Raw genomic sequence first — 255 nt, 5'->3', positions numbered from 1 at the left:
CCGCCAGGGGATCCCCGTCTCCCTGATCGCCGACCCGGTCGGTATTTACTACGATGCCCGTCAGCCCAGCCATCTCGAGCAGCTTATTGCCACGCCCTGCAGCGGGGACATGCTGTCGCGGGCCGCGGCGCTTAAGGACGCGCTGCTGCGTCTCGGTGTCACCAAATATAACTGTTACGACGGCGGGCACGAGTTACCCGGACGTCTGGCCGCGAGCCTGCAGCACGATCCGCGCCCGATGATCCTGTTGATCGA

Annotated in this window: 1 pseudogene; it reads left to right on the top strand. The window is 64.7% G+C overall.

From position 1 onward, the window contains the following. Positions 1–255, top strand: a pseudogene (locus ACU8YC_RS28760) (capsular polysaccharide biosynthesis protein); the annotation flags it as partial.

This window comes from Citrobacter sp. VF227, assembly GCF_052950715.1.
Note: the sequence above shows the minus strand (reverse complement) of the source record. Positions and strands in the feature narration are given on the sequence as shown.